The organism is Hoeflea ulvae (genome assembly GCF_026619435.1).
Taxonomy (GTDB): domain Bacteria; phylum Pseudomonadota; class Alphaproteobacteria; order Rhizobiales; family Rhizobiaceae; genus Hoeflea; species Hoeflea ulvae.
The window spans coordinates 1,017,187-1,042,339 of record NZ_JAOVZQ010000001.1; the positions used below are offsets into that span (position 1 = coordinate 1,017,187).

General features: G+C 62.7%; 19 protein-coding genes. 12 read left to right on the top strand and 7 right to left on the bottom strand.

Annotation, left to right across the window (positions count from 1 at the left end):
* Position 1: 1 nt before the first annotated feature.
* From pgi to fumC, 4 genes are all read right to left on the bottom strand, one after another.
* Positions 2 to 1,570 (bottom strand): glucose-6-phosphate isomerase, encoded by a 1,569-nt coding sequence (gene pgi, locus OEG82_RS04840; RefSeq protein WP_425497630.1) that lies wholly within the window; start codon positions 1,568 to 1,570, stop codon positions 2 to 4.
* A 201-nt stretch (positions 1,571 to 1,771) separates the two neighbouring features.
* Positions 1,772 to 3,454 carry a long-chain fatty acid--CoA ligase gene (locus OEG82_RS04845; protein ID WP_267611317.1) on the bottom strand — a complete coding sequence of 561 codons (1,683 nt, stop codon included), beginning with the start codon at positions 3,452 to 3,454 and terminating at the stop codon, positions 1,772 to 1,774.
* Between the two features lie 299 nt (positions 3,455 to 3,753).
* On the bottom strand, positions 3,754 to 4,638 hold the full coding sequence (ppk2, locus tag OEG82_RS04850; protein WP_267611318.1) for a polyphosphate kinase 2: 885 nt from the start codon (positions 4,636 to 4,638) through the stop codon (positions 3,754 to 3,756).
* A 58-nt stretch (positions 4,639 to 4,696) separates the two neighbouring features.
* On the bottom strand, positions 4,697 to 6,094 hold the full coding sequence (gene fumC, locus OEG82_RS04855; RefSeq protein WP_267611319.1) for a class II fumarate hydratase: 1,398 nt from the start codon (positions 6,092 to 6,094) through the stop codon (positions 4,697 to 4,699).
* Between the two features lie 129 nt (positions 6,095 to 6,223).
* Between fumC and phoR the strand changes: the two genes are divergently transcribed.
* The 7 genes from phoR (at position 6,224) to phoB (ending at position 13,951) form a co-directional block, all read left to right on the top strand.
* A complete protein-coding gene (phoR, locus tag OEG82_RS04860; protein ID WP_267611320.1) occupies positions 6,224 to 7,528 on the top strand; it encodes a phosphate regulon sensor histidine kinase PhoR in 1,305 nt (434 codons plus the stop codon).
* 145 nt (positions 7,529 to 7,673) lie between these two features.
* Positions 7,674 to 8,702, top strand: coding sequence for a substrate-binding domain-containing protein (locus OEG82_RS04865; RefSeq protein WP_267611321.1), 1,029 nt, complete (start codon positions 7,674 to 7,676; stop codon positions 8,700 to 8,702).
* 67 nt (positions 8,703 to 8,769) lie between these two features.
* A complete protein-coding gene (pstC, locus tag OEG82_RS04870) occupies positions 8,770 to 10,230 on the top strand; it encodes a phosphate ABC transporter permease subunit PstC (protein ID WP_267611322.1) in 1,461 nt (486 codons plus the stop codon).
* Complete coding sequence (gene pstA, locus OEG82_RS04875) at positions 10,227 to 11,585, top strand: phosphate ABC transporter permease PstA (protein ID WP_267611323.1); 1,359 nt, start codon at positions 10,227 to 10,229, stop codon at positions 11,583 to 11,585. The genes pstC and pstA overlap by 4 nt, the downstream gene beginning before the upstream one ends.
* Before the next feature lie 69 nt (positions 11,586 to 11,654).
* Positions 11,655 to 12,470 carry a phosphate ABC transporter ATP-binding protein PstB gene (gene pstB, locus OEG82_RS04880; RefSeq protein WP_267611324.1) on the top strand — a complete coding sequence of 272 codons (816 nt, stop codon included), beginning with the start codon at positions 11,655 to 11,657 and terminating at the stop codon, positions 12,468 to 12,470.
* A 46-nt stretch (positions 12,471 to 12,516) separates the two neighbouring features.
* The gene (gene phoU / locus OEG82_RS04885; protein ID WP_267611325.1) at positions 12,517 to 13,239 is read left to right on the top strand and encodes a phosphate signaling complex protein PhoU; all 723 of its coding nucleotides are present in this window, start codon (positions 12,517 to 12,519) and stop codon (positions 13,237 to 13,239) included.
* A 28-nt stretch (positions 13,240 to 13,267) separates the two neighbouring features.
* Entirely contained in the window at positions 13,268 to 13,951 is a 684-nt protein-coding gene (gene phoB, locus OEG82_RS04890) for a phosphate regulon transcriptional regulator PhoB (RefSeq protein WP_267614871.1), read from the top strand.
* 162 nt (positions 13,952 to 14,113) lie between these two features.
* On the opposite strand, the gene OEG82_RS04895 is transcribed toward phoB, so the two are convergent.
* A complete protein-coding gene (locus tag OEG82_RS04895; RefSeq protein WP_267611326.1) occupies positions 14,114 to 14,638 on the bottom strand; it encodes a GcrA family cell cycle regulator in 525 nt (174 codons plus the stop codon).
* A gap of 479 nt (positions 14,639 to 15,117) precedes the next feature.
* Between OEG82_RS04895 and OEG82_RS04900 the strand changes: the two genes are divergently transcribed.
* The 5 genes from OEG82_RS04900 (at position 15,118) to OEG82_RS04920 (ending at position 23,243) form a co-directional block, all read left to right on the top strand.
* Positions 15,118 to 16,305, top strand: a complete 1,188-nt coding sequence (locus OEG82_RS04900; RefSeq protein WP_267611327.1) for an aspartate aminotransferase family protein — start codon at positions 15,118 to 15,120, stop codon at positions 16,303 to 16,305.
* Positions 16,306 to 16,319: 14 nt separating this feature from the next.
* Positions 16,320 to 17,243 (top strand): ornithine carbamoyltransferase, encoded by a 924-nt coding sequence (gene argF / locus OEG82_RS04905; protein WP_267611328.1) that lies wholly within the window; start codon positions 16,320 to 16,322, stop codon positions 17,241 to 17,243.
* Positions 17,244 to 17,355: 112 nt separating this feature from the next.
* Positions 17,356 to 18,348: an Hsp33 family molecular chaperone gene (locus tag OEG82_RS04910; RefSeq protein WP_425497545.1), complete on the top strand. Its 993-nt coding sequence runs from the start codon at positions 17,356 to 17,358 to the stop codon at positions 18,346 to 18,348.
* 84 nt (positions 18,349 to 18,432) lie between these two features.
* The gene (locus OEG82_RS04915) at positions 18,433 to 19,833 is read left to right on the top strand and encodes an efflux RND transporter periplasmic adaptor subunit (protein WP_267611330.1); all 1,401 of its coding nucleotides are present in this window, start codon (positions 18,433 to 18,435) and stop codon (positions 19,831 to 19,833) included.
* Positions 19,830 to 23,243 carry an efflux RND transporter permease subunit gene (locus OEG82_RS04920; protein WP_267611331.1) on the top strand — a complete coding sequence of 1,138 codons (3,414 nt, stop codon included), beginning with the start codon at positions 19,830 to 19,832 and terminating at the stop codon, positions 23,241 to 23,243. The genes OEG82_RS04915 and OEG82_RS04920 overlap by 4 nt, the downstream gene beginning before the upstream one ends.
* A 6-nt stretch (positions 23,244 to 23,249) precedes the next feature.
* Here the strand turns inward: OEG82_RS04920 and OEG82_RS04925 are convergent, their stop codons facing one another.
* Positions 23,250 to 24,707 carry a TrkH family potassium uptake protein gene (locus tag OEG82_RS04925; protein ID WP_267611332.1) on the bottom strand — a complete coding sequence of 486 codons (1,458 nt, stop codon included), beginning with the start codon at positions 24,705 to 24,707 and terminating at the stop codon, positions 23,250 to 23,252.
* Positions 24,704 to 25,096: a Co2+/Mg2+ efflux protein ApaG gene (apaG, locus tag OEG82_RS04930; RefSeq protein ID WP_267611333.1), complete on the bottom strand. Its 393-nt coding sequence runs from the start codon at positions 25,094 to 25,096 to the stop codon at positions 24,704 to 24,706. Before apaG ends, OEG82_RS04925 begins: the two co-directional genes overlap by 4 nt.
* Positions 25,097 to 25,153 lie beyond the last annotated feature (57 nt).

Genomic DNA, 25,153 nt, shown 5'->3' on the forward strand with positions numbered 1-25,153 from the left:
ACTATTCGCGCATCTTGCGGATGGTCTCCGCCAGCATCAGCGTCGAGGCGTCATGGCCTTCGCCGGCGCTCTCGCCCTTGACCACTGGCAGCAGCCCTGTCGCCAGTTCCTTGCCCAGTTCCACACCCCACTGGTCGAACGCGTTGATGCCGAAGATCTGTGCCTCGACAAACACCCGGTGCTCATAAAGTGCGATCAGCCTGCCCAGCGAATAGGGCGTGAGCTGGTCATGCACCAGCGTGATCGAAGGCCGGTTGCCCGGAAACGTCTTGTGCGGTGCAAGCCGGTCGGCCTCGGTTTCCGACACACCGCCGGCGATCAGCTGGCTGCGGGCTTCCTCGCGCGTCCGGCCGCGCATCAGCGCTTCCGATTGCGCCAGGCAATTGGCGATCAGCAATTCGTGCTGGTGCCTGAGCTGCGGCTCATGGCCATTGGCGGCAATCATGAACTCCACCGGAATGACGTCGGTGCCCTGATGCAGAAGCTGGAAAAACGCGTGCTGGCCATTGGTGCCGGGCTCGCCCCAGACCGTTGGTCCGGAAGCCGTCTCCAGCGGTTCGCCGTCAATGCCCACGGACTTGCCGTTTGATTCCATGTCGAGCTGTTGCAGATAGGCCGGAAAGCGTGACAGCCGCTGCTCATAGGGAATGATTGCCCGGCTGGGATACTGGCAGGCGAGCCGGTGCCAGACGCCGAGCACGCCCAGAAGCATAGGCAGGTTCTCGCCCAAAGGCGCGGTCTTGAAATGCTGGTCCATGGTCCGGGCGCCGGCCAGAAAGGCGGTGAAATCATCACGGCCGATGGCAAGCATCAGCGGCAGGCCGATGGCCGACCACAGCGAATAGCGGCCGCCGACCCAATCCCAGAAACCGAAAACCCGGGTCTCATCGAGACCGAATTTGGCCACCTTGTCGAGCGCCGTGGAAACCGCGGCGAAATGATGCGCTACGGCGCTTTCACCGAGCTTTTCGACAATGAACTGCCTCGCGGTGGCGGCATTGGTCATGGTCTCTACGGTGGTGAAGGTCTTGGAGGCGACGATGACCAGCGTGGTTTCCGGGTCGAGGCCGGCCAGCGTGTCGGCGATATGGGCGCCGTCGACATTGGAGACGAAATGCACGGGCGGTCCGTCGTGACAGGGCGAAAGCGCCAGCGTCGCCATCACCGGGCCGAGATCGGAGCCGCCGATGCCGATATTGACCACATCGGTGAAGGCCTTGCCGGTCGCGCCGCAGATCTTTCCGCTGCGAACCCCGTCGGTGAAATCCCCCATCGCGCGGAGCACCGCGTGGACCTGGGGTACGACGTTCTCGCCGTCGACCCGGATGTCCTCGTCCGCACCGGCGCGCAAGGCGGTGTGCAGCACGGCGCGGCCTTCGGTCAGGTTGATCGCCTCGCCCGCAAACATCCGGTCGCGCTGGGCTTCGACATCCGCTGCACGGGCGAGGTCGCCCAGCAATGCCAGCGTGGTGTCATCGACGGCACATTTGGAAAAATCCATCCGCAGATCATCAAGCCCGACGGTATATCTACGGGCGCGATCCGGATCGGCCGAAAAGACGGCCCGCATATCCGTGACAGCGCCGCTGTCGCGATGGGACTTGAGGTGAGACAGAGCCAGGGAAATGTTTCGCGTCACAGAAAGGACCTCCAGTTGGATCGCCCACCTATGCGGCGAGGCCCGCTGAAAATCAAGTTTCCAGCGGGCCTCGCGAGGTCTTTTCAGGTTCCCGGCGATGCGAAGGCGATGCCTCGGCAATCGCGCACCGACCTAGTCGCGCAGCTCGCGGCGCAGGATCTTGCCGACATTGGTCTTCGGCAACTCGTCCTTGAACACCACGACCTTGGGCCGCTTGTAATTTGTCAGCCCGGTGGCGCAATGAGCTTTGACATCGGCTTCGGTAAGGCTTGCATCCTTGCGCACGATGAACAGCTTCACCGCCTCGCCGGAATGTTCATCCGGCACGGCGATCGCCGCAGCCTCGAGAATGCCGGGATGCGAGACCGCGAATTCCTCGATTTCATTGGGATAGACATTGAAACCCGAGACCAGGATCATGTCCTTCTTGCGGTCGACGATCTTGGTGAAGCCGGCCTCGTCCATGATGCCCATGTCTCCGGACCGGAAATAGCCGTCGGCAGTCATGACCTTTTCGGTCTCGTCGGGGCGGTTCCAGTAGCCGGCCATCACCTGCGGGCCCTTGATGCAGATCTCGCCGACCTCTCCGAGCGTGACGGCTTTGCCGTCCTCGTCGCGGATATCGATATAGGTCGACGGAAGAGGCAGACCAATTGTGCCGGAGAACCGGTCCGCGTCAAAGCGGTTGGCAGTGGCGACCGGCGAGGTTTCGGACAAGCCGTAGCCTTCCGCAATCACGCAGCCGGTCAATTCCTGCCAGCGATCGGCAACGGGACGCTGCACCGCCATTCCGCCGCCAAGCGTCAGCTGCAGCGATTTGAAATCGAGTTTCTGAAAATCGTCATTGTTGAGCAGCGCGTTGAACAGCGTGTTGAGGCCGGGAAACACGTTGAACTCGTATTTGCCCAGTTCCTTGACGAAGCCCGGAATGTCCCGCGGATTGGGGATCAGGATGTTGTGTGCGCCTTGCGCCATGCCCATCAGCGCATTCACCGTCAGCGCGAAGATGTGATAGAGCGGCAAGGCGCAGACAAAGACCAGAGTGTCCGGTTTCGGCTTCTTGATGAAGGCGGCAGGCAGCCACAGGTCGTTTTGCGCTGCATTCGACAGAACGTTGGAATGCAGAAGCGTCGCGCCCTTCGACACGCCCGTGGTGCCGCCGGTATATTGCAGGAAAGCCACGTCAGTGGGTTTTGAATCGGCGGGTCTGAACTGTTTTCCCTGGCCCGCCTGCAGTGCCGCCTTGAAGCCGACATGGCCGGGAAGTGACCAGGCCGGAACCAGTTTCTTGACCTTGCGAACAACGAAATTGACCAGGTGCCCCTTCAGCCCGAGCAGATCGCCCATCGTCGCCACGCAGACATGCTTGACGCCGGTGCGCGCGATCACCTGCTGCAGGGTGATGGCGAAGTTTTCAAGGATGATGATCGCCTTGGCGCCGGAATCCTTGAGCTGGTGCTCGAGTTCGCGCGGGGTGTAGAGCGGATTGACATTGACCACCGTATAGCCGGCGCGCAGCACCGCTGCCATCGCCACCGGCATCTGCAGCACATTGGGCATCATCAAGGCAACCCGGTCGCCCTTTTCAAGCCCGAGCGATTGCAGCCAGGCGCCCAGCGATGTCGAGAGCTTTTCCATCTGCGAATAGGTGATGGTCTTGCCCATGCAGCTATAGGCTGGACGGTCGGCGAAGCGCTTGAAGGAATCCTCGATCAGCGCGGCGACCGACGCATGGGCCAGCGGCGTGATATCGGCAGGCGTGTTGGGCGGATAGGATGGAAGCCAAATACGGTCGGCGGCAGCAGTGTTTGTCATGTCTCTCACTCCCTCATCTGGTGGATGCGCGTCCTTATGGCTCGCTATAGGGCCCCCACCCTGCATCCGTCTTGACTGAAAGATTTAGAGTGGTGCTGCGTTGGTTGCAATGCCTTCCCTTGACGTAAACGTCACTATTTTGCGGAATATTCCACGGGTTGAATGCAAAACCATGCGGTTTCGAAACGATCGGCCGCCCCGGAGGCGTGTTTGCGGTCCGTTTCGCCGCCCAAATTCCCCAGGGCCGCCGTTTCCCTCCGCGGCTCACTGAGGCAAGCCCCCATGGCCAGCCTTGTGGTTCAGCCCTTGACCGCGTCGACGCCGTGCCCGACGATCTTTTCATCAATCTCGCCGATTGCATCCTTGTCCTTGCCGGTATAGGGCAGCTCCTTCAGAATCGTGCGGATGATGTTGATGCGGGCGCGGCGTTTGTCATTGGCCCGCACCACCGTCCAGGGTGCATGGTCGGAATGGGTCTCGCGCAGCATGAGGTCGCGCATTTCGGTGTAATCTTCCCACTTGTTCAGGCTGGCAATGTCCATAGGCGACAGCTTCCACGCCTTGAGCCTGTTGTGGCGGCGGTCGTGGAACCGCTTGAGCTGCATTTCGCGTCCGATATTGAGCCAGAACTTGAACAGGTGGATGCCGGCCTTCACCGGCATGCGTTCGAAATGCGGGGTTTCCTCGAGAAAATGCGCGTGTTCCGCGGGCGTGCAGAACCCCATCACCGGTTCAACGCCGGCCCGATTGTACCAGGAGCGGTCGAACATCACGAATTCGCCGGAGGTGGGGAAGTGGTCGACATAGCGCTGGTAATACCATTGCCCGCGCTCGGTCTCGGTCGGCTTGGGCAGCGCCACGATGCGCGCCGAGCGCGGATTCATATAGGCCCGTGTCGCCCCGATCGATCCGCCCTTGCCGGCGGCATCCCGGCCCTCGAACACCGAGATCACCCGGTTGCCGGTCTCGCCGAGCCAGGTCTGCACCTTGACCAGCTCGACCTGCAGCGCTTCCAGCGTGTCCTCATAGTCGTGCCGTTTCAGCTTCTTGTCATAGGGATAATTGTCCGAGGAGAACGCGTTGTCCTCGACCCAGTCGGGAAGCTTCGGATCGTCGATGTCGAAAACCCGCGTCTTGCCGTCAATCTCAAGCTCGACAGCCCGGCTGGTTTTATCGGTGCCCATCATCTGTTCCTCTGGATATTGTCGTCATGCACATAACGCGCGGAGTGGCGAAAATCGGTCAACCCGGATGGGTCATGTCTTCAGGACGGACAATACGGTCGTAATCCTCGGCTGTCACGAGGCCGGTCTTGAGAGCCTCTTCCCGCAGGGTGGTTCCGTTGGTGTGGGCCGATTTGGCGATCTTGGCCGCATTGTCATAGCCGATGGTCGGCGCCAGCGCGGTAACAAGCATCAGCGACCGGTCGAGCGCCGCCTTGATGTTGTCCTCGCGGGCTTCGATGCCGGTGACGCAATTGTCGGTGAAGGAGACCGAGGCGTCCGCCAGCAATTGCACCGATTGCAGGAAATTATAGGCCATCACCGGATTGTAGACATTGAGCTCGAAATGGCCCTGGCTGCCGGCGAAGGTCAGCGCCGCATTGTTGCCGAACACCTGCACGCAGACCTGCGTCATTGCCTCGCACTGGGTCGGATTGACCTTGCCCGGCATGATCGAGGAGCCGGGCTCGTTTTCCGGCAGCGACAATTCACCCAGTCCCGACCGGGGGCCTGATCCCAGAAAGCGGATGTCGTTGGCAATCTTGAACAAGGCTGCGGCTGCCGCATTGATTGCGCCATGCGAAAACACCATCGCATCATGCGCCGCCAGCGCCTCGAACTTGTTGGGTGCGGTCACGAACGGGAGGCCGGTGATGCTGGCAATGCGCTCGGCCACCTTTTCGGCAAAGCCGACCGGCGCATTCAGCCCGGTGCCGACCGCGGTGCCGCCCTGGGCCAGTTCCTGCAGGCCGGGCAGTGTCGTCTCGATGCGCCTGATCGAGGACGTCACCTGCGCGGCATAGCCGCCGAATTCCTGACCCAGTGTCAGCGGCGTCGCATCCTGCGTATGGGTCCGGCCGATCTTGATGATCCCGGAGAATGATTTTGCCTTTGCCTCGAGCGCCGTGTGCAGGTGCTTGAGGGCCGGCAGCAGCACGTGAACGATCTGCTCGGCGCAGGCGATGTGCATCGCTGTCGGATAGGTGTCGTTGGAGGACTGGCTCATATTGACGTGGTCATTGGGGTGGACCGGCTTCTTCGAGCCCATCTCGCCGCCCATCATCTCGATGGCGCGGTTGGAGATCACCTCATTGGCATTCATGTTCGACTGGGTGCCCGACCCGGTCTGCCAGACCACCAGCGGGAAATGCGCGTCGAGCTTGCCGTCGATCACCTCCTGGGCGGCGCCGACTATTGCCGCGCCGAGCTTCGGATCCAGCCGTTCGAGATCCATGTTGGCTTCCGCCGCGGCGCGCTTGACGATGCCGAGCGCCCGCACGATCGACAGCGGCTGCTTCTCCCAGCCGATCTTGAAATTGCCAAGCGAGCGTTGCGCCTGAGCGCCCCAATATTTGTCGGATGACACTTCGATCGGGCCAAAGCTGTCGGTTTCTGTGCGCGTGTTGGACATCATCATTACCCTGGTTTGGTCAATCTTGGGCGCAAGCCCTCATGCATGAAAGGCCACATCGTCATTGTGATTTCAAGCAGTGCAGGTAAACAAGTGGACGAATCGGCCATTTTGAACTGCGGGAGCCCATGGCACATGGTTGACACCAGGCGGGACGCGACGAACGAAACTGGGACGGCCACCAGGCTGAGCGCCCGGGTCAGGGAGCTTGGGCGGCCTCTGGCCGTCGGGTCGGTGATCGCGGTTGCCGCGGTTCCCGCCGGACTGGAGCCCTGGCAGGCGATTATCGGCTATGGCGTCTTCGCCGCCGGCCTTCTGGTCTGGCCCACGGGCAGGGCGGCAAGGCAGTTGCAGGCTGCCGGCCAGGCCAAGACTGCTTCATTGACCGATTTTGCCGTGGTCGAAGCGCTGGATCTGCCGACCATCGTCTTTGATGCCGACACACAGGTTGTGCGCCAGAACGCCGCCGCCCGCACGCTTGTCGGCGCCTATCCCGACCGCGCATCGCTGTCGGCGCGCATCCGCTCGCCGGCGATCCTCGATCTGGTTGCCCGGGTGGTGAACCGCAGGGTGCCCGAAAGCGTCGAACACGCCGAGCGGGTGCCGTCCGAACGCTGGCATGAAGTCAGGGTCGCCCCTGTTGCCGGTGATCGGGATAGCGGCGGCGGGCTTTTCGTGCTGACCTTTCGCGACCTCACCGAAGCCCGGCGGATGGATCGGATGCGGACCGATTTTGTCGCCAATGCCAGTCATGAACTCAGAACGCCGCTCGCCTCGCTGATGGGGTTCATCGAGACCATGCAGGGTCCGGCACGCGATGACGAAGCCGCGCGGATCCGTTTCTTCGCGATCATGCTGGATCAGGCGCAGCGCATGGCCCGCCTGATCGATGATCTGCTGTCGCTGTCACGGCTGGAGATGCGCGCCCATGTGGCGCCCGAAGGCCAGGTCGATCTCGGCCGCACCGTCACCCATGTGGTCGACAGCCTGCGGCCGATGGCAAACGAGCTCGGCGTCGAGATCGAACTGAGCTTGCCGGATCATACCGTGATGATCAGCGGCGACGTGGACGAACTGATCCAGGTGTTTTCCAACCTGGTCGAGAATGCCTGCAAATACGGCCAGACCGGCAAGCGCGTCGAGGTGACTGTCACCGACATGGACAAGGAAGGCCCGCAGGTCACCATTCAGGATTTCGGCCCGGGAATAGCCAAGGAACATGTGCCCCGTCTCACCGAGCGGTTCTACCGGGTCGATGTCGAGACCAGCAGGACCAAGAAGGGCACCGGCCTGGGCCTGGCGATCGTCAAGCATATTCTCACACGGCACCGCGCCCGGCTCATCATCCGCTCCACACCGGGCGAAGGATCGACCTTCTGTGTCAAATTCAACCCGGCCGACCAGGGGGAAGCGGTCGCATCCAAGGAAATATACAAGTAAAATCAAGCAGGTAGATTGTCATAAAACGGTGATGCAAGTGTCATAAAACGGAATCCCGGAGGGCCTAGAAAGGGCCAGCCTTAGATGGCTGACAAACGGCTCCAGCAAAGAGCCTCGCCACTTTTACCCACGACGGGAGATTCTTATGAACGCACTCAAATTCGCCGCTGCCGCACTTGTAGCCTCCACGGCTTTCGCCGGCGCCGCTGTCGCCCGCGACCAGATCCAGATCGCCGGTTCCTCCACTGTCCTGCCTTACGCTTCGATCGTTGCCGAAGCCTTCGGTGAAAATTTCAGCTTCCCGACACCGGTTGTCGAATCCGGCGGTTCGGGCGCAGGCCGCAAGAAGCTCTGCGAAGGCGTTGGCGAAAACACCATCGACATTGCCAATTCGTCTTCGCGCATCAAGCAGTCCGATATCGATCTCTGCGCCTCCAACGGTGTGACCGATATCCAGGAAGTCCGCATCGGTTATGACGGCATCGTCTTCGCCTCCGACATCAACGGCGCCGGCTTCGCTTTCACTCCGGCCGATTGGTACAACGCTCTCGCCGCCAAGGTGATGAAGGACGGCGCACTGGTCGACAACACCGCCAAGACATGGGCTGACGTCAATCCCGACCTGCCGGCCCAGGACATCCTTGCCTTCATCCCGGGCACCAAGCACGGCACCCGCGAAGTCTTCGACGTCAAGGTTCTCGAAGCCGGCTGCGAAGCAACCGGTGCCGAAGAAGCCTTCAAGGCCGCAGGCGACGAAAAGGCCAAGGGCTGCACCGCGCTGCGCACCGACGGCGCATCGGTCGATATCGATGGCGACTACACCGAAACCCTGTCGCGCATCGACGCCAACAAGAACGCCATCGGTGTGTTCGGTCTGTCGTTTTATGAAAACAACACCGACAAGCTTCAGGTTGCCACCATGTCGGGCGTCAACCCTTCGACCGAAACCATTGCCTCGGGCGAGTATCCGGTTTCACGGCCGCTCTATTTCTACGTCAAGAACGCGCATCTCGACGTGATCCCCGGCCTGCAGGAATATATCGAATTCTTCCTGTCTGACGAGATTGCCGGTCCCGACGGCCCGCTGGCTGCCTATGGACTGGTCTCCGATCCTGAACTGGCCAAGACCCAGGAAATGATCCAGAATCGCACCCCGATGGCTGCGCTCAACTGATCCCTATGACGCCTAAAGGGGCGGCGCGTCCAGCGCCGCCCTTTCCTCGCAAACAGGGCAGCCTGACATGACATCCAGTGTTCTCGTTCTCATCGTGCTCGGATTGGCGATCATCGCCTATTTTGCCGGCCGGCAGCGCGCGCTGAGCCTGGCCAAACGCGATGGCGCGAAGCTCCATTCGCTGCCCGTCTATTACGGCCAGTCTGTCGCCCTGTTTCTGGCCGTGCCCGCGCTTTTCCTGCTCGGCGCATGGTTGTTCTTGCAGCCGGTTCTCATCGAAAGCAGCATCAGCGGCAAGATTCCCGACAGCGCCATCCCCGATGGCGGCGCCAAGAGCCTGGTCATGGTCGATGTGCGCCGCATCGCCGGCGGCCTGAGCGATCTCGTGACCCAGGGCGAATTGTCGGAAGACGATCTCACTTTGATGCGCGCCGATGCCACCGATATTCGCGCACGTCTCGCCACCGTCGGCGTGGCGCTGGGCTCCGATGTCTCGCCGGCCGTCTTTGAAGTGGCCAAGGAGTATCGCGACATCGAGCTCACCGCCGATTTGGTGCGCAACACTGCGGTTCTGGTCGTGGCGCTCGGCTTTGGCTACTGGGCCTGGGCCCGGATCCAGCCGAAATTGCGGGCACGCAATATCAGCGAGACCTTCGTCAAGGCGCTGCTGATGGGCTCATCGCTGGTCGCCATCCTGACCACGGTCGGCATCGTTGGCTCGCTGCTGTTTGAATCCATCTCGTTTTTCAAAATGTATCCGGCCGAGGATTTCTTCTTGTCGACGACCTGGAACCCGCAGTTCCGCGGCGGGTCAGACCTTGGCTTCCTGCCGCTGCTCTGGGGCACGCTCTATGTCTCGTTTATCGCCCTGGTGTTTGCTGTTCCGATCGGCCTGATGATCGCGATCTACCTGGCCGAATATGCCGGCCCTTCGCTGCGCAGTTTCGCCAAGCCCGCCATCGAGGTGCTGGCCGGGATCCCCACCATCGTGTACGGCCTGTTTGCGCTGATCACGGTGGGACCGTTCCTGCGTGACTGGATATCCCAGCCGCTGGGCCTGGGGACCTCGTCCTCGTCGGTGATGACGGCCGGTCTGGTGATGGGCATCATGCTGATTCCGTTCATCTCGTCGCTATCGGACGACATCATCAACGCCGTGCCGCAGGCGATGCGCGACGGCTCCTACGGTCTGGGCGCGACAAAGTCGGAAACCATCAAGCAGGTGATCCTGCCCGCGGCACTTCCGGGAATTGTCGGCGCCTTCCTTCTCGCTGCCAGCCGTGCCATCGGTGAAACCATGATCGTCGTCATGGGGGCAGGCGCCTCGGCCCGCCTCGATCTCAATCCCTTCGAGGCCATGACCACGATCACCGTCAAGATCGTCAGCCAGCTCACCGGCGATACCGAATTTGCAAGCCCGGAAACGCTGGTCGCCTTTGCGCTCGGCCTGACCCTGTTTGTCTTCACCCTCTGCCTGAACATTCTGGCGCTGTACATCGTGCGCACATACCGGGAGCAGTACGAATGACCGAAGTCACAGCCAATACGCAGGCGGCACTCCGCGGCGGCAAAGGCGGATCGCTGCTCGAAGTCGGGGCGCGGACCCGCAAACGCCACCGCACGGAACGCCGTTTCCGGCTGATGGGTCTGGCGGCTGTCGTGTTCGGCCTGCTGGCGCTGGTCGGCCTGATGACGTCGATCCTCTCGAACGGCCTGTCGTCGTTCCGCCAGACCTATGTGACCATGGATGTCTATCTCGACCCGGCCAAGCTCGACAAGAAGGGCAATCTTGATCCGGCGGATCTGCAGAAGATTACCACATTCACCATCCAGCCGCTGATCCAGGCATCGCTCAAGACGATGATGGACGAGCGCGGCATTGCGGTGGAAGGGGTTGATGCCAAAGAAGCCTTCGCGCTGATTTCCAAGGAGGCGCCTGCACAATTGCGCCATTTCGTTCTGGCTGACCCGACGCAGATCGGCAAGACGGTGTCCTTCAACATGCTCGCGTCAGGCCGCATCGATGGCTACTACAAGGGCCGCGTAAGCATGGAATCGGCGGCGCTTGACCGCAATATCTCGCCCGCGCAACTGCAGCTGGCCGACGAGCTCAAACAGGCCGGCATTCTGGAATCGCGCTTCAACTGGTCTTTCTTCACCGCACCCGATGCCTCCGACACGCGGCCGGAAGCAGCCGGTCTGGGCGTTGCCATTCTCGGCTCGGCCTATATGATGCTGATCGTGCTGGTGCTGGCATTGCCGATCGGCGTCGCCGCCTCGATCTATCTTGAGGAATTCGCGCCTCAAAACCGCTGGACCGACCTGATCGAGGTCAATATTGCCAATCTGGCTGCGGTTCCCTCCATTGTCTTCGGCATTCTCGGCCTGGCGATCTTCATCAATTTTGTCGGCCTGCCACAGTCCGCACCGATTGTTGGCGGTCTTGTGCTGACGCTGATGACGCTGCCGACCATCATCATCGCCACCCGCGCCGCGCTCAAGGCGGTGCCGCCCTCGATCAACGATGCCGCGCTTGGCATCGGCGCATCGAAAATGCAGGCAATCTTTCACCACGTCCTGCCGCTCGCAGCACCTGGCATTCTCACCGGCACGATCCTCGGGCTTGCTCAGGCGCTGGGTGAAACAGCACCTCTGCTCTTGATCGGCATGGTGGCCTTCGTGCGCGAATATCCAGGCGCGCCGCCGGAAGGCTTCTTTGATCCCGCATCGGCGCTTCCGGTCCAGGTCTACAACTGGACCCAGCGCGGCGATCCGGCCTTTGTCGAGCGGGCATCGGGCGCCATCATTGTGCTGCTGGTGTTTCTCCTGATCATGAACGCCATAGCCATTCTGCTGCGCCGCCGCTTTGAACGCCGCTGGTAGATGCCAAAGATGCAATCGCACAAACGACCAAGCCCTGAGTATACTGAAATTGTTGAAGGGAAGACGGAGATGAACATCATGTCGGAAGCGGCTACGGAAAGAGCGGTCACCGCAGCGGTTGACCAGTTCGAGATCAAGATGCGCGGCACCGATGTCTGCGTCTACTACGGTGAGAAACAGGCGCTGTTCGACGTCAATCTCGAGGTCCGCAAGAACAGCGTGACCGCGCTGATCGGCCCGTCGGGCTGCGGCAAGTCGACATTCCTGCGCTGCCTCAACCGGATGAACGACACCATCGACATCTGCCGCATCACCGGCGAGATCACATTCGATGGCGAGAACATCTATGCCCCGATGATCGATGTCGTCGAACTGCGCGCCCGCGTCGGCATGGTGTTTCAAAAGCCCAATCCGTTCCCCAAATCGATCTATGAAAATGTCGTCTATGGTCCGCGCATTCATGGCCAGGTCACCACCCGCGCCGAGATGGACGAGATCGTCGAGCGCAGCCTGATCAAGGCCGGCCTGTTCAACGAGGTCAAGGACCGCCTGCATGAGCCGGGAACCGGCCTGTCGGGCGGCCAGCAGCAGCGGCTTTGCATCGCCCGCGCCATCGCCGTCAGCCCCGAAGTGATCCTGATGGACGAGCCCTGCTCGGCGCTCGACCCGATCGCCACGGCCAAGGTCGAGGAGCTGATCGATGAATTGCGCGAAAACTACACCATCGTCATCGTCACCCATTCCATGCAGCAGGCAGCCCGTGTGTCGCAACGCACGGCCATGTTCCACCTCGGCAAACTTGTCGAGGAAGGCCCGACCGACAAGATGTTCACCAATCCGGACACCAAGCTGACCCAGGATTACATCACCGGCCGCTTCGGCTAAGGCGACTGCCGCGCATGTCACGAATACAGGATTGAAGGATCACACAATGCCCGAAGCTCACACCGTCACAGCCTATGATGACGAACTCCGCTTCCTTGTGCGCCGCTTGTCGGAAATGGGCGGCATCGCCGAGCGCATGGTCGCAGACGCAGTCGCGGCGCTGGTCAATGCCGACACGGCGTCGGCGCAACGGGTCATCTCCGAAGACCTGCTGCTGGATGAGGGGGAGCGCGAGATCTACGACAAGGCAGTCCTGATCATCGCCAAGCGCCAGCCGATGGCGTCGGATCTGCGCGAAATCATCGGCTCGATCCGCATCGCCTCCGATCTCGAGCGCGTCGGCGATCTCGGCAAGAACATCGCCAAGCGGGTGATCGCGGTCCACACCATGGCGCAGCCGCGCAAGCTGGTGCGCGGGCTCGAGCACCTGGCCGAACTGGCGCTGACCCAGCTCAAGGAAGTGCTTGATGCCTTTGCCACCCGCTCGCCGGAACTTGCGCACAGCATCCGCGAGCGTGACGAGGAAATCGACGCCATCTACACTTCGCTGTTTCGCGAATTGCTGACCTACATGATGGAAGATCCGCGCAACATCACCGCCTGCACCCATCTGCTGTTCTGCGCCAAGAACATCGAGCGGATCGGCGATCACGCCACCAACATTGCCGAAACGGTCTATTATGTTGCCACCGGCGAGCAGCTGTCCGCTGACCGTCCCAAGGACGATGACACCGCCAGCATGATCGCGCCCGGTCCGGGCGCGTCGTGATACTGCGGGGAGTAAGCTGATCATGGCCATGAGCCCACGCATTACCGTTGTCGAGGACGAGGAAGCACTCTCGGTGCTGCTTCGCTACAATCTGGAATCCGAAGGGTATGAGGTTGATACCGTCTTGCGCGGTGACGAAGCTGAAATCCGGCTGCAGGAACGGGTGCCGGATCTCCTGATCCTGGACTGGATGCTGCCGGGGATTTCCGGCATCGAACTGTGCCGGCGTTTGCGCGCCCGGCCTGAAACCGAACGCCTGCCGATCATCATGCTGACCGCCCGCGGCGAGGAAAGCGAACGGGTCCGCGGACTTGCAACCGGCGCCGACGATTTCGTCGTCAAGCCGTTCTCCACCCCCGAATTGCTGGCCCGGGTCCGGGCCATGCTGCGCCGGGCGCGGCCCGAAAGCATCTCGACGCAGCTCAAGGTCGGTGACATCGAGCTGGACCGCGAAACCCACCGGGTGCGCCGTCGCGGCCGTGACGTCAAGCTGGGGCCGACCGAGTTCAAGCTTCTGGAATATCTGATGAGCTCGCCGGGCCGGGTCTATTCGCGGGCGCAACTGCTCGATGGCGTCTGGGGCCATGATGTCTATGTCGACGAACGCACGGTCGATGTCCATGTCGGCCGGTTGCGCAAGGCGGTCAATCTGTCGGGCATGCGCGACACCATCCGCACCGTGCGCGGCGCCGGCTATTCGATCGAGGCCTGACGCAAGGCGTCAGCCGATGATGGTATCACCAGCGCGGCCGGCATCTTGCGCCAGCCGTGATCTCCGCGTCAGCGGGTCTGATCGCTGGCGTCACCGGTCCCCAAACGTACAAAGCCCGGATCGATGCGATCCGGGCTTTGCAAATCCTCGATACAGCGCGGTTCAGCGGGCGCGCTTGCGCTCGCTGGAAGGCTGGAACGCCAGCTTGGCGTGGTAGCCGCAATAGGGCGACGCTTCACCGGAATCATTGCCGCAAAAGTGAAAGCCGTCCTGCAACGGATCGCCGAGCGGCCATTTGCAGGTCCGCTCGGAAAGTTCGATCAGCGTCAGGCGACGCGAGATCGGCACCACGACATCGTCGATCGGCCGTGTGTCGACATCTTCCACGGCGACGACGTCAAGCTCTTCCTTCAGGGCCGCGCCACCGCTTGAGCGGCTGACGGTGCGGGTTGTCTGTGTGGCCGTGCGTCCGGCGTAATTCGGTGCGCGCGGTGCTGCGGTTGTGCGCTTGGTGCGCACTGCCGACTGACCACCGCTTTTGGCCCGGCCGGGAAGGTTGAGGCGGTGCACCTTGCCGATCACCGCATTGCGGCTGACGCCGCCAAGCTGTGCCGCGATCTGACTGGCGCTCAGCCCGTCTGCCCAGAGTTTCTTGAGTCTCTCAACCCGTTCATCAGTCCAGTTCATGCCTTGGTCTCCGTATATCCCGTGTTCCGGGATGGCAGAATCCCTCACCGCAGCTCCGGATGTCCGGAGCTCATACGCTCGGTTGCTGTGAGGTGAATAGGGTCCGCCGCGAACGTCTAATTCATGTTTTCAACTTAGTGGTCGCATGACTTTATGACAAGAGTCAGGCGAATCATGGTGATTCCTTTTTGCGGTTTTCCCCAACTTACCGAAAAAGCAAGTCCCCCGGCCTTGCCACGCTTCTCAAGCCGCCGCGCAATCGGCCCGGGCCATGGTATGATGCAGAACGCGGCGGGTGTTGCGGGGGCGGAGCCCCGGCTCATTGACAGTCCAGACCGAAATGTAAATAGTGCCCACGCCGCCCCGGAATGGGCGGCATTTTTGGTTTTCCGGCACTGGGTGACTGGGCGGAACGCAACAACCTCCGCCAAGCGTCGGTCAAAGCACCGATGCCCGGTGTCCAATGGGAGATGAGCGCCATGGCTGATGTCAAGCCGCTTTATGATACGTACAACCGGGTTCCGCTGGTGTTCGAACGCGGGCATGGCGTCTGGCTGGAGACAGATACCGGTGAGCGCTATCTCGATTTTGCCGCAGGCATCGCCGTCAATTCGCTCGGCCATACTCACCCGCATCTTGTCGAAGCGCTGAAGGCGCAGGCCGACAAGCTGTGGCATCTCTCCAATGTCCACGAAATTCCTGGCCAGACCCGCATGGCCGAACGGCTCACCCGGGTGACCTTCGCCGACAAGGTGTTCTTCACCAATTCAGGCGCGGAAGCACTCGAATGCGCCATCAAGACCGCGCGCCGACATTTCTATGTCAACGGCCAGCCGGAGCGCTACCGCATCATCACCATGGAAGGCGCGTTTCATGGTCGCACACTGGCAACCATCGCCGCCGGCGGCCAGGCCAAGTATCTTGAGGGCTTCGGCCCGAAGGTCGAGGGTTTCGATCAGGTGCCGTTTGATGATCTCGACGCCGTCAAGGCGGCCGTCACCGAACACACCGCAGCCATTCTTGTCGAGCCGGTGCAGGGCGAGGGCGGTGTCCGCCCGCTGTCGAGCGAGACCCTGCGGGCGCTGCGCGAGCTCTGCGACGAACAGGGGATCCTGCTGGTTCTGGACGAGGTCCAGTCCGGTGTCGGACGCACCGGCAAGCTGTTCGCCCATGAATGGGCCGGGATCGAGCCCGACATCATGGCGATTGCCAAGGGCATCGGCGGCGGTTTCCCGTTCGGCGCCTGCCTGGCCACCGCCGAGGCCGCCGACGGCATGACCTTTGGCACCCATGGCACCACCTATGGCGGCAATCCGCTCGCCATGGCGGTCGGCAACGCCGTGCTCGATGTCATCCTCGACGAGGGTTTTCTCCCGCATGTCAACGACATTGCGCTGCTGTTGCGGCAGGGACTGGCCTCGCTCAAGGACCGCTATCCGGATCTGATCAAGGACGTGCGCGGAACAGGCCTGCTGCTCGGCATCCAGTGCGCCAAATCCAATGCCGATCTGGTGATGGCCATGCGCAACGAAAACCTGCTCGGCGTGCCCGCCGGCGACAATGTCGTCCGCTTGCTGCCGCCCCTGATCGTGACCGCCGAAGAGGCCCGAGAAGCCCTTTCCAGAATAGAGGCGGCGCTCGACATGCTGTCTCACAAATCCCCTTAACCGGACTGGATCCCATGACGCAGACCAAATCCGACGGAACCCGCCACTTTCTTGACCTCTCCGCTGTCAGCGCGGCCGATCTGCGCGCCATGCTTGATGCGGCGCGCGCCGCCAAGGCAGACGCTGAGAGCGATCGCCCGCTCGCCGGCAAGATGCTGGCGATGATCTTCGAAAAGCCCTCGACCCGCACCCGGGTGTCGTTCGATGTCGGCATGCGCCAGCTCGGCGGCGAGACCCTGTTTCTCTCGGGCACAGAGATGCAGCTGGGCCGCGCCGAGACCATTGCCGACACCGCCAAGGTGCTGTCGCGCTATGTCGACATGATCATGATCCGCACGCTTGACCATTCGCGCATGCTGGAACTGGCCGAGCACGCCACCGTACCGGTGATCAACGCGCTGACCGATGACACCCATCCCTGCCAGATCATGGCCGATATTCTCACCTTCGAGGAGCATCGCGGCCCGGTGAAAGGCAAGACCCTGGCCTGGACCGGTGACGGCAACAATGTGCTTCATTCGCTGATCGAGGGCGCCGGCCAGTTCGGCTACCGGATGCAGATTGCCACACCGGCAGGTTCCGAGCCCGATGCACGATATGTCGACTATGCCCGCAAGCTCGGTGCCGAGATCGACCTTAGCGCCGATCCGGAGCGTGCCATCAAGGGCGCCGACTGCGTCATCACCGACACCTGGGTGTCGATGAACCAGGAACACAAGGCCCGCGGCCACAATGTCTTCCTGCCCTATCAGGTCAATGAGAGCCTGATGGCGAAAGCCAATCCGGACGCTTTGTTCATGCATTGCCTGCCGGCCCATCGTGGCGAGGAGGTCACCGACGGGGTGATGGATGGACCGCAATCGGTGGTGTTTGACGAAGCCGAAAACCGGCTTCATGCGCAAAAGGCGGTGATGCGCTGGTGCATGGGCGTCCTTTAGCCCTCTGGCGCTTTTGCCGGACAGTACCTATATGCGCCGTTTGTAATGTGAACGCGGATCATGCCTGGACAATCAGGGCAGGACGCAACACGCTCAACAATCGGGAATGATGATGGAAACCGATATCCAAACCCTCGGCGAGCCTGGCTTCGCCGGAGACGACAGTGTTCTGCCCTTCGATGTGGACGGTCTGGATGTGCGCGGACGCACCGTGCAGCTTGGACCGATGATCGATGCAATCCTTGCGCGGCATTCCTATCCGGAGCCCGTGGCGCGGCTGCTTGCCGAAGCCATCGCGCTGACGGTGCTGCTCGGGACCTCGCTCAAATTCGAGGGCAAGCTGATTGTCCAGACCAAGGGCGATGGCCCCGTGGATCTTCTCGTGGCGGACTTCACCACGCCGGGAAACCTGCGAGCCTACGCCCGTTTTGACGAAGAGCGCCTTGCCGCAGCCCAGGCCGCGGGGATGACCAGCCCTGCCGAGTTGCTCGGCACCGGGGTGCTCGCCTTCACCATCGACCAGGGCGAGTACATGCAGCGCTATCAGGGCATTGTCGAAATGAAGGGCGAAACGCTGGAAGCCATGGCGGAGACCTATTTCCGCCAGTCCGAGCAGATCCCGACGCTCGTGCGGCTGGCCGTGGGGGAACTGTTTGACCGCGACAGCGACGGCAACCCGCGCCAGAGCTGGCGCGCCGGCGGCATCGTCGTGCAGTTCCTGCCGCAGTCACCCGAGCGGATGCGCCAGCCCGACCTTCCCGGCGGCGATGCGCCCGAGGGCATTGAGGAACCGTTCCACAATGATGATGACGGCTGGGCCGAGGCCAAGGCGCTTGTCGGCACCGTGCAGCCCGGTGAACTGACCGATCCGGAAGTCGGCGCCGAACGCCTGCTCTACCGGCTGTTTCATGAACGCGGCGCCAAGGTCTATCCGCCTGTTAAGGTGTTCGACCGGTGCAGCTGCTCGCGCGAGCGGCTGGGCGAGGTTCTCAGCGGCTTTTCCGCCGAGGAAATCTCCGACAGCGTTGAGGATGGCGAAATCACGGTGCAGTGCGAGTTCTGCTCGACAGCCTACAAGTTCGATCCGGCCGAGTTTGGCGGGTGAGCCAGCTTTGCCCTAACATGACAAAACTTTAATTTGCCATGTTGGGGCATTGCGTTACCTGTTGAACGATAACGGAGGAGATCCATGCTCGACAGGCCCCTGTCCGAAAGGACAGAGACGCGCGCGACCCTGCCAGCTGGTGGGGATGCGAAGAAAGCCGGGTCAGCCCGTTTCCGGTTCTTGCGGCCTGTGGCGCAATTTGCGCTGATGGCGCTGGTTCTCGCCGGCGGGTGGGTGGTCATGGAGCGCATGGCCGCATCCAGGCCGGAGCGGACGCCGCGCGCGTTCACGCCTCTGGTCTACACCGTCGACACCATGCCCGCCGCGCGCGCTGACAATCGCCCCGAGATCCGGCTTTACGGCCAGGTCGATGCCGGCCGCGATGTCGAACTGCGCACCGCAGTCAGCGGCGACGTGGTCGAGATCCATCCTGATCTGGTCGCCGGCCGCCGCGTCGCCAAGGGCACGGTGTTGCTGCGTGTTGATGCCTTTGCCTATGAAGGCGCCTTGCTCGAAGCCCGCACCAATCTTGCCTCCGTCCGCGCGGCCATCGCCGAGATCGACGCGCGGCTGGCTGCGGAGCGCGAGCAGCTGGAGGCGGCCGACGCGCAGCTGGAGCTGGGCCGCGCCGATCTCGAACGGGCCTTGTCGCTGGCCGATTCCGGCGCCCTGACCGACAAGGAAGTCGATGCGCGGCGGCTTATCCTGTCACAGCGCGAACAGGCTTCTGGCCAGCGCCGCAGCAATATCCTGATCGCCGAGGCGCAGCGCACCCAGCAGGAGGCAAATGCCGAGCGGCTGGAATGGAAAGTCCGCGAAGCGGAGCGCAAGCTGGCGGAAACCGCGCTGATTGCGCCGTTTGACGGCATCATTTCCGAAGAATCCGTCGAGACCGGCCGGTCAGTGAATGCCAACGAGGCCCTGGTTTCGATCTATGATGACACAGCGCTTGATGTGCGGTTTACCCTGACCAATGCCCAATATGGCCGCATGGCGACCGATGCCGACCCGTTGATCGGCCGCAAGGTCGAGGTCAACTGGAGTGTCGGCGGCACCGATTACACCTGGCCGGCCGTGATCGACCGCATCGGTGCGCGGGTTGCGGCCGAGCGCGGCGGCGTCGAGGTGTTTGCCCGCATCTCCCAGGTCGACAATCCCGTCAAACTGCGTCCGGGTGCCTTTGTCTCGCTGGTGGTGCCCGATCGCATCTGGCCGCAAACCTTCCGGCTGCCCGAAACCGCGCTGCGCAATTCCGACCACGTCTTCATCGTCAAGGACGGCAAGCTGCAGCGCCGCGACGTCCGGCTGATTGCCTGGGACGGCGAGGATGCCATTGTCGATGGCGAGCTCGAGGACGGCGACACCGTGCTGGTCACGCGCCTGACCGAGGCCACCGAGGGCGTGCGCGTGCGTGAACCCTCCGCAGGCAGCCCGCCGGTGCAAGCCGCGCCGTCGCCCGAGGCGGACACGGACAGCGGCCAATGAGCGCCGGCGGCACCTCCGGCCGCGGGCGGGCTGGCGGTCGCGGCTTGGTCAGCACGTTCATCCGGCACCCCAATGCGGCCAATCTGCTGATGGTGCTGATGATCCTGTTCGGCGCTTTCTCGATTGCCCGCATCAACACGCAGTTTTTCCCCACCATCGACAGGCCGACCATCAGCATCGGCGTCGCCTGGTCTGGCGCCAGCGCCGAGGATGTCGAGACCAACATCCTGGCCCTGATCGAGCCGGAAGTGCGCTATGTCTCCGGCGTTGACCGGATGACCTCCACTGCCGCCGAGGGCTCCGCCACGGTGCGGCTCGAGTTCACCGAATCCACCGACATGACCCAGGCGATGACCGACGTCGAAACAGCGGTCAAGGCGGTGGGCAATCTGCCCGAGGATTCCGAGGAGCCGACGATATCAAGGTCGGTGTTCTTCGACAGTGTCGCCAAGCTTGCCGTGTTTGGCGCCGCCGACGAGGTGGTCAAGCGCACCTGGGCCAAGCGCATCCGCGATGACCTGATTGATCGCGGCATCGACAAGATCAATTTCACCGGCCTGCGCAGCGCCGAGATCCGCATCGAGGTGCCGGAGATCGAACTCCGGCGGCTGGACATGAAGATCTCCGATGTCTCGACCGCGATTGCCGCCAACAGCCGTGACCTCCCCTCGGGAACGGTGGAAGGCGCCGTCGACCGTCAGTTGCGGACCCTGGCGGATGCCCAGGGCGCGCGCGAACTCGCCGATGTCGAGGTCAAATCCTTCACCGGCGGCGAAAAGGTGCTGCTCGGCGACATCGCCACCATCACCGACGGTTTCGATGCCGACGACACCCGCGGCCTGGCGGGTGGATCGCCGGCGATCGAGCTCGATGTCCGGCGTGCGCCCACCGCCGACACGCTCAAGACCGCGGCGATCCTGTCGGGCTATATCGAGGAGATCACGCCGCAACTGCCGCCCGGCGTCGAGCTGGCTACCTATGAGGTTGCCTCCGACGCGCTCGCCGCGCGGATCTGGCTGCTGGTCAAGAACGGGCTCGGCGGGTTGCTGGTGGTGGTGGCGATCCTGTTCGTCTTCCTCAATGCCCGCATTGCCTTCTGGGTCGCCGCCGGCATTCCGGTGGCGATGCTCGCAACGATCGGCTTCATGTATGCCTCCGGCCAGACCATCAACATGATGTCGCTGTTCTCGCTGATCATGATGCTCGGCATCATTGTCGATGACGCCATTGTCGTGGGCGAACACACCGCGACCCGGCTGGAGCTGGGCGACGATCCGCAAACGGCGGCGGAGAACGGCGTCAGCATGATGTTCACCCCGGTGATCGCGGCGATGTCGACAACGCTGGCCGCCTTTGCCCCGATCCTGCTGATCGGCGACACCATCGGCCAGATGATGGCGGTGCTGCCGATGGTGGTGATCGCAGTTCTGGTCGCAAGCCTGCTTGAGTGCTTTCTGATCCTGCCAGGGCATCTGGCCAATTCGCTGGCTGGGCGCAAAGCGCCGGGCTGGTCCTGGTGGCGCCAGTTCCTGATTGCGCTGGTGCTGATGGTGTTCCTCATCGGCGTCTCCGGGCGTCTGGCCGTCGATCTGGCGCTGGGAGCGAGCGATTCCGGCCTGCGATCTGCGGCGCGTGACTATGCCGGCTTGCCCGCGGCTGCGCGCATGGCCATTGTGGTGACGGTGTCGCTGGCCCTGGCGACCTTGATGGAATGGGGTCTGCTGGCCCTGCGGCGGCGGAAAGCCGACAAGAATGGCCGCGTCGAGGCTGCCGGTGAGAGCCGTTTCCGCCGCGCCTTCGACGCCGGCTTTGACCGGTTCCGCACCGGGCCCTTCTCGCGTCTGGTTCAACTGGCCTGGGACTGGCGTTACGTCACGCTCTCCATCGCGCTGGTCATGGTGATGGTTCTCGCCATCGGCCTGGTCCGCTCGGGACGTGTCGAATTCGTGTTCTTTCCGTCACCGGAAGCCGAAAATATCAACGGCACGCTGATCTTCAATGCCGGCTTGCCTGAAGACACGGCACTCAAGGCAATCGCCGCGCATGAACAGGCCCTGCGCCGGGCCGACATCGCACTGGCCGGAGACGGGCCGTCCTCGATACGTGCGGTTTTCACCACCTTCGGGGCGTCAAGCCGCAGCGGCAGCGCCACGGCCCGCATCCAGGTGCAGCTCACCACCTCGGAAGAGCGCGACGTGCGCACCCCGGACATTGTCAATGCCTGGCGCAAGGCAGCTCCGGACGTGGCCGGCGTGAGCCGGTTCACCGTTGCGCAATCGCGCGGCGGACCTCCGGGCAGAGACATCGAGGTGCGGCTGCAGGGGGATCGGGTGGCGGCGCTCAAAACCGCGGCGGCCGATGTGGTTGCGCTGTTGTCGGGCATCAACGGCATCACCGGGCTTGATGACAATCTTCCCCGGGGCAAGCCGGAGCTTGTCATGGAACTGACCCCGCAGGGTGCAGCGCTCGGCTTTTCGATCGAGGATGTCGGCCGGCAGATCCGCAATGCCTTTGACGGGGCGGTGCCGTTCCGCTTCCCGCGCGGCAGTGACGAGGTCACCGTGCGTCTCGTTCAGGTGCCGGCGTCGCCCGGTGCGCAGGCGCTGCGCGACTTTGAACTCCAAAGCCCCGGCGGCACCTTCGTGCCGTTGTCGGAAGTAGTCGAGATGACCGACCGACAGGGGTTCTCCGCGATCCAGCGCCGCGACGGCAAAAGCACCATCTCGGTCACCGGCGACATTGACACGGCGGTGACCACCACCGGCGCGGTGGTGGAGCAACTGACGGCCAGCGGCAGCCTTGACCTGGTGGCGGCGCGCCACGGCGTCAGCTATTCCTTCGGCGGACGCTCGGAGGAGCAGGAAAACGCATTCGCCGATCTCAGGATCGGCGTCGCCGTGGCGCTCAGCGTCATCTATATCATTCTGGCCTGGGTATTCGCGAGCTACTGGCGGCCGATCGCGGTCTTGCTGATCATCCCCTTTGGCGTCGTCGGCGCGATCTTCGGCCACTGGGTGCTGGGCTATCAGCTCACCATCCTGTCCTTTATCGGCCTGCTCGGGCTGGCGGGCATTCTGGTCAATGATTCCATCATCCTGGTCGACCGGCTGGAGGAGCGCCGCGCGTCGGGCGACAGCCTTGCCGAAGCCGCCGTCGGCGCCAGCCGCGACCGCTTGCGCGCGGTGCTGTTGACTTCACTGACCACCATCGGCGGGCTGTTGCCGCTGCTTTACGAGACCAGCCTGCAGGCCCAGTTCCTGCTGCCGATGGCCATCACCATCGTCTTCGGCCTCGCCATGACCACGCTTCTGGTGTTGTTCCTGGTGCCGGCACTGGTCGGCATCGGGGATGATTTTGCCCGCGCTCTGTCGTTCCTTTATGGCCGCCGTCCGGCAGCGGGCCGCGCCTGACCCGGATCAGGACCGCCAGAACCGCGGCAGAAACAGCACCAGAACGGTGAACAGTTCCAGCCGGCCGAGCAACATGCCGCCGGCAAGCAGCCATTTCTGCAGATCGCTCAGGGATTTGAAATTGCCGGATGGGCCGATGATTTCGCCCAGCCCCGGACCGACATTGGACAAGGCGGTTCCCGCTCCCGACAGCGCCGTCGTCGTGTCCAGCCCGCTCAACCTGAGCAAGATCGCCAGCAGGATGAAGGAGGCCATGAACAGGAAGAAGAAGCTCATCACCGAAGCGATGACCCGCTGCTCGATCGGCTTGCCGTTGAAGCGGGCGCGGAACACCCCGTGGGGATACATCACTTGCGAAATATGCTGGCGGATCGCCTCGAGCAGCACCTGGAAGCGGAAGATCTTGATGCCGCAGGAGGTCGAGCCGGCGCAGCCGCCGACAAACATGATGATGAAGAAGAACGCCACCGCATGCGGCCCCCAGAGGCCGTAATCCGTGGAGGAATATCCGGTTCCGGTGACAATCGAGACCACGTTGAAGGCGGAGTGCCGCAATCCCTCGACCCCGATATGGTTCTCGCTGAAATGGGCCATCATCCAGCCGGCGATCACCGCGCCGGCGAGAAAGCCCATGAAGCCCTTGACCTGGTCATCGACAAGGAAGGGCCGGAACCGTCCCTGCAGCATCTGCACATAGAGAATGAAGGGAATCGAGCCCAGCACCATGAACACGATCGCAATCCACTCGACAGCCGGATTGTTGAAATAGCCGATGGAGGCATCCTTGGTGGAAAAACCGCCCGTCGCCACCGTGGTCATGGCATGGATCACCGCGTCGTCGGCGGCCATGCCGACCGCCATATAGGCGACAGCGCAGATTCCGGTCATGGCGATGAACACCAGCGTGATCGATGTCGAGATCTGGGTGGCGCGCGGCAGGATTTTCTCGGCCGTGTCGAAGGCCTCGGCCTTGAACAGCTGCATGCCGCCGATCTGCAGCATCGGCAGCACGGCGATCGCCATCACGATGATCCCGAGACCGCCGAGCCATTGCAGCAGTCCGCGCCAGAACAGCAGGCCCGGCGGGGTGCTGTCGAGACCGGTGATCACCGTGGCCCCGGTGGTGGTCAGCCCGGACATGGATTCAAAGAAGGCGTCGGTGTAGCTCGGCACGATGCCCGACCACAAAAACGGCAGCGCGCCGAAGGTGACCAGCATCAGCCAGGAAAACACCGTCATCAGCATGGCCTGCCGGGTCGAAAGCCCCTTTGGCGCGCCACGGCTGGCGACAAACAGGCCGAGCCCGAACAGCATGGTGACCATGGCCGCGCTGACAAAGATGATCCAGTCGTCATTGTCTGCCGCCAGATCGACCAGCGCCGGCAGCAGCATCGCCGCACCCAGGGCCGCGACGAGCACGCCGGTGACCAGCATGACAGGCCGAAGATCGGAAAGAGCCGTCAATTCAGCGTTCTTGCCATGCCGGGCAGGTCCAGCGAGAAGGCCGGAATCTCGACATCGAACAGCTCACCTTCGGCCGATTGCATCTGGTAGGAGCCGACCATGACCCCCGAAGGCGCATCCAGCGGGCAACCGGAGGAATATTCATAGGTGTCGCCGGGGCCGAGCACCGGCTGTTCGCCGACCACACCGGGGCCGCGGACATCGTCGACAATGCCGTATTCGTCGGTGATCCGCCAATGCCGGCTGCGAAGCTGGACGACCTTGTCGGAATGGTTTGCGATCACGACGCGGTAACCCCATACATAGCGGCCATCCTCGGGGTCCGACTGGTCCTCGAGATAATACGGCTCCACGGTCACTTCGATCTCACGGGTCAGCGCGCGGTACATCTGCCACTCCTTGCCACACTCATCGTACAGCGGATTGCCTGCGTCAAGCATTTCGGC

Bases quoted from the DNA above. Each gene is read 5' to 3' on its own strand.
- pstC (WP_267611322.1), top strand. From the start codon at position 8,770: ATGACATCCAGTGTTCTCGTTCTCATCGTGCTCGGATTGGCGATCATC.
- fumC (WP_267611319.1), bottom strand. From the start codon at position 6,094: ATGATGATGTCCAACACGCGCACAGAAACCGACAGCTTTGGCCCGATC.
- OEG82_RS04845 (WP_267611317.1), bottom strand. From the start codon at position 3,454: ATGACAAACACTGCTGCCGCCGACCGTATTTGGCTTCCATCCTATCCG.
- apaG (WP_267611333.1), bottom strand. From the start codon at position 25,096: ATGTACCGCGCGCTGACCCGTGAGATCGAAGTGACCGTGGAGCCGTAT.
- OEG82_RS04915 (WP_267611330.1), top strand. From the start codon at position 18,433: ATGCTCGACAGGCCCCTGTCCGAAAGGACAGAGACGCGCGCGACCCTG.
- OEG82_RS04900 (WP_267611327.1), top strand. From the start codon at position 15,118: ATGGCTGATGTCAAGCCGCTTTATGATACGTACAACCGGGTTCCGCTG.
- phoU (WP_267611325.1), top strand. From the start codon at position 12,517: ATGCCCGAAGCTCACACCGTCACAGCCTATGATGACGAACTCCGCTTC.
- pgi (WP_425497630.1), bottom strand. From the start codon at position 1,570: ATGCGGGCCGTCTTTTCGGCCGATCCGGATCGCGCCCGTAGATATACC.
- ppk2 (WP_267611318.1), bottom strand. From the start codon at position 4,638: ATGGGCACCGATAAAACCAGCCGGGCTGTCGAGCTTGAGATTGACGGC.
- pstB (WP_267611324.1), top strand. From the start codon at position 11,655: ATGAACATCATGTCGGAAGCGGCTACGGAAAGAGCGGTCACCGCAGCG.
- OEG82_RS04920 (WP_267611331.1), top strand. From the start codon at position 19,830: ATGAGCGCCGGCGGCACCTCCGGCCGCGGGCGGGCTGGCGGTCGCGGC.
- pstA (WP_267611323.1), top strand. From the start codon at position 10,227: ATGACCGAAGTCACAGCCAATACGCAGGCGGCACTCCGCGGCGGCAAA.
- argF (WP_267611328.1), top strand. From the start codon at position 16,320: ATGACGCAGACCAAATCCGACGGAACCCGCCACTTTCTTGACCTCTCC.
- OEG82_RS04895 (WP_267611326.1), bottom strand. From the start codon at position 14,638: ATGAACTGGACTGATGAACGGGTTGAGAGACTCAAGAAACTCTGGGCA.
- OEG82_RS04865 (WP_267611321.1), top strand. From the start codon at position 7,674: ATGAACGCACTCAAATTCGCCGCTGCCGCACTTGTAGCCTCCACGGCT.
- phoB (WP_267614871.1), top strand. From the start codon at position 13,268: ATGAGCCCACGCATTACCGTTGTCGAGGACGAGGAAGCACTCTCGGTG.
- OEG82_RS04910 (WP_425497545.1), top strand. From the start codon at position 17,356: ATGGAAACCGATATCCAAACCCTCGGCGAGCCTGGCTTCGCCGGAGAC.
- phoR (WP_267611320.1), top strand. From the start codon at position 6,224: ATGGTTGACACCAGGCGGGACGCGACGAACGAAACTGGGACGGCCACC.